Origin of the sequence: Bacteroides coprosuis, from assembly GCF_020741705.1 — a bacterium.
Taxonomy (GTDB): domain Bacteria; phylum Bacteroidota; class Bacteroidia; order Bacteroidales; family Bacteroidaceae; genus Bacteroides_E; species Bacteroides_E coprosuis.
In genome coordinates this window covers 1-3,656 of record NZ_DYYK01000022.1, presented here as the reverse complement: position 1 = coordinate 3,656, position 3,656 = coordinate 1, and the positions used below count along the sequence as shown (strand labels likewise).

Annotated in this window: 4 protein-coding genes; all 4 read right to left on the bottom strand. The window is 36.2% G+C overall.

From position 1 onward, the window contains the following. Positions 1 to 367 precede the first annotated feature (367 nt). Positions 368 to 1,030, bottom strand: a complete 663-nt coding sequence (locus tag K8V80_RS01395; protein ID WP_276774927.1) for an RloB family protein — start codon at positions 1,028 to 1,030, stop codon at positions 368 to 370. After that, entirely contained in the window at positions 1,014 to 2,333 is a 1,320-nt protein-coding gene (locus K8V80_RS01390) for an AAA family ATPase (RefSeq protein ID WP_276774925.1), read from the bottom strand. The genes K8V80_RS01395 and K8V80_RS01390 overlap by 17 nt, the downstream gene beginning before the upstream one ends. A gap of 127 nt (positions 2,334 to 2,460) precedes the next feature. Then, positions 2,461 to 2,712, bottom strand: a complete 252-nt coding sequence (locus K8V80_RS01385) for a hypothetical protein (RefSeq protein ID WP_276774923.1) — start codon at positions 2,710 to 2,712, stop codon at positions 2,461 to 2,463. 665 nt (positions 2,713 to 3,377) lie between these two features. Then, positions 3,378 to 3,656 (bottom strand): CpsB/CapC family capsule biosynthesis tyrosine phosphatase (locus tag K8V80_RS01380; RefSeq protein WP_338083530.1); only part of this gene is annotated, 279 nt, incomplete at its 5' end.

Genomic DNA, 3,656 nt, shown 5'->3' with positions numbered 1-3,656 from the left:
GGTGTTATTCTATGTACATCTTTATATATAAGCATCCTTTAAAGATGCAAAAAGCATCAACTTATCGAGCGAAGCGATGATCTCCCGAAGGCTCTTTCCAGCATCGTCGGGAAGGGGCGTAGTGTAGCGTTGGGAGGAGGGGGAAAAATTCCTTGTCTGAGCGCAGCGAGTTCGGAATTTTTACGCCTCATAACAATGCTACGGTAGCCTCTGGAGACCTGCTGGTGATTTTTGGCTTCGCCCAAACTGCTCACGTTCGGCATCTGAAAAGCAAGCTTTTCGCTGCTCTCTCTTAATCGCAGTTTTCTTTTGACATCTTTTCTTTCGGGCAAGCGAAAGAAAAAGTACATTCACCAGAAAAAGAATATCAACAGAACTTTAAGAGTTCTTCTACTAGTTTGTAAACAGTTGTCATTGACTCTTGCTTCGCAAAACTATCATAATACGAATCTTTCAATTGATGTAGCTTCTTAGCTCTTCTTATCGCCAGTTCTTGCAAAGTCTTCCCCGTTTTTAAATCTTTCGATAAAAGATGTTTAAATAAATCAGCAGAAACAAGCTTAGAACCTTTACCATCATATTTCACATTTTGGGGTAAGAGATTATTAATCTCTTTATTATAATTATCTCTATGCAATGCCCCACCCTGATGATCCTTTAGGTGTAACAACAGCCAGTATTCAAAAGACTGATTTGAATAAGCTACTTTCACATCATTCTGTTTAGCTTTAAATATAGCACTATTATATTGGTCATCAGAATAATCATCCTTATCAAAGACACACCACACTTGATTGTATTCGTGCGAAGTACCTACTTTTTTATCCCTAAGTTCTATAGCCTTATTTACTAAACTCATTGTGTTATAACCTATACCCAGAGGTATAACTTCTGCTGTAGTCAGCCTAAATTGTCTAAAATAACTAGGTTCAGTATTTTCTCCTTCTGAAACAATAAGGATACTTGGATATTCTTCCCTTGAAGGTTCTCTCCTCTTTAAATCGAACAATTTTCTACTTTTTCTTTTCATCGTCTCCCCATAATAATGAAGCAATAGTAGTCTCAAAGTTTATCGTATAAGGCACTCCACCAAACTTTCCCAATAGATACTTAAATTCAAAATCATCTTCTTTCCTTACAGTATCTGTTTTAAAATCAGCAAGTGAATACAATTTAGCTTCTCCAAATAGGTCTTTTTGAACAAACCAGATTTGATCTCTTCGAAATAAATTTCGTTCTGATGAGATTAAGCTAGTATCATGTGTGTTAAAAATAAGTTGGGCATTATTTCTATTGGTAACCTCTGAATTAAATAGGGAAATGATATTACACATTAAGATAGGATGCAAATTTGAATCAAGTTCATCTATTACAAGTGTATTCCCATTTTTTAAAGCTTCAAAAATAGGACCTATCAAGGCAAAGTACTTTTGTGTTCCAGCCGACTCATCCGACTCCATAGAAAGGTTGGTTATACTTACTTCTTTTTTATTTTTATCATATACTTTTCTAACAGTAGACACATCCGAGAATATTTTGAATTTAGCCTCTCTGTCTTTATTCATCTGCGTTGTAATTTCATTTTTGACAGATTCAGGCAATTCTTCAAGACCCATTTCTACAAGCTTCAAATCTTCTATACCCAAATCAGCAGCTTCCAAAGCCTTTAAAACTGTTTTTTTGGCATCACCATTAATCATAGACATGGTCTCTCCTTGATATTTCCTAGATTCTAAACCTTCTAATACTTTCAAGTTTCTAAACCATTCTATTACTTGTATCGATATTTTATCATTAAACTGTGCGGCTGCAGAAATTAATAATGCATTATTGCGAACCATCTTCTTATCAATGAGTATCTTCCCTTGTTTAAAGTAATTTTTATGAGTGGTAAAGGTTTGTCTATCTCTAAAAAATAATTCTACCTCTCTTACATTGGGCTTATAATATAACCATTCTGATACCACTTCACTTCTAGACACTTCATAGCCATAGCGATACAACACTTCTTTATAAGAGAATATAATTTCAAATCGCGAAGGTTCATGAATGGATTCAGTATTCAATTGAAAAGGTTCTATGGGTATTGAATCTCCTTTCTGAGTATAAATAGCACTATTCAATACAAAGTATTTCATGAAACCTAGTGCTTCTACAAATTTCGTTTTCCCACTTGCATTGGCTCCATAAATCACAGCGCTCTTTAATACTTCTACATCAAATTTTGTGGAAAATTTATTATGAGAAAGCTCTTTATCATAAGATGCTAGTAAACTTATAGTGTTTTGTTCTTTAAATGTTTTGTAATTTTGTACTGAAAACTGTATTAACATAACCGCAATAATTGATTTTACTCTCCAATATAGCGTCTTTTATATGATATATATGCATGATAGCTTCAAATTCAATCCTTATTAACTCTAATTAACTATATAAAAAGAATGCCTTCTTCGCAACATTTCAAGTCTCTGTTCTTTCTTGATGGGTGGATGCTACCTTCGCAACATGACAAGCTTTTGTTCTTTCTTGATGGGTGGATGCCTTCTTTGCAACATCACAAGCCTTTGTTCTTTCTTGATGCGTGGATGCCTTCTTCGCAACATTACAAGCCTTTGTTTTTTCTTGATGGGTGGATGCCTTCTTCGCAACATTACAAGCCTTTGTTCTTTCTTCTTTTCTTGATGCGTGGATGCTCTCTTCGCAACATTTCAAGCCTCTGTTCTTTAGAGTGTTGGTGAGTTTTTATTCTTTCGTTAGTTTGAGAATGTACTTCTTTTCTTCTTGATAAGAAAAAAGTACAAAAAAAGAATCAAGACTACGTCGTTGCCTTCGGTAGGTACTTGCAGAACTTTACAATGCTGGTGTTATTCTATGTACACCTTTAAAGATGCAAAAAATATCAACTTATTGAGCGAAGCGATAATCCTCCGAAGGTTCTTTCCAGCATCGTCGGGAAGGGGCGTAGTGTAGCGTTGGGAGGAGGTGGAAAAATTCCTTGTCTGAGCGTAGCGAGTTCGGAATTTTTCCACCTCATAACAATGCTACGGTAGCCTCTGGAGACCTGCTGGTGATTTTTGGCTTCGCCCAAACTGCTCACGTTCGGCATCTGAAAAGCAAGCTTTTCGCTGCTCTCTCTTAATCGCAGTTTTCTTTTTGGTACATTTTTCTTTTGTTCACACAAAAGAAAAAGTACATTCACCAGAAAAAGAATATCAATAACACTAAAGAAAATCAAGGCACTACTCTAACCACAATCATTACATCAACTCAAACCTTCATCAATAAGAGGACTTACTTCTTTTGTTCCCACAAAAGAAAAAGGGAGTATCACTCTTTTCACTGTGAAACTCCCTTCCTTATAGATCAAACCAAAAATATTATTTCTTTAGTTTTCCATCAACCAATGCCACGCTATTCTCGAAAAGAGGTTTTAGGCGATCTAGAGTTGACTTGGGCACCACGAAGTTTTCCACTCCGCGTTTCAACCATTTTGGGCGATGCGTATCAGTACCCACAAAATCGTAGTAGCCCATACGCAATAGCTTTTCAGCCTTTTCCTTTGCCCCACTGCCATACGCTCCCATCAGCGATAGCAGATTCAATTGAAACTTCACACCCTCCTTCTTCAACTTGTCGTATTGTGCTTGACGCATATA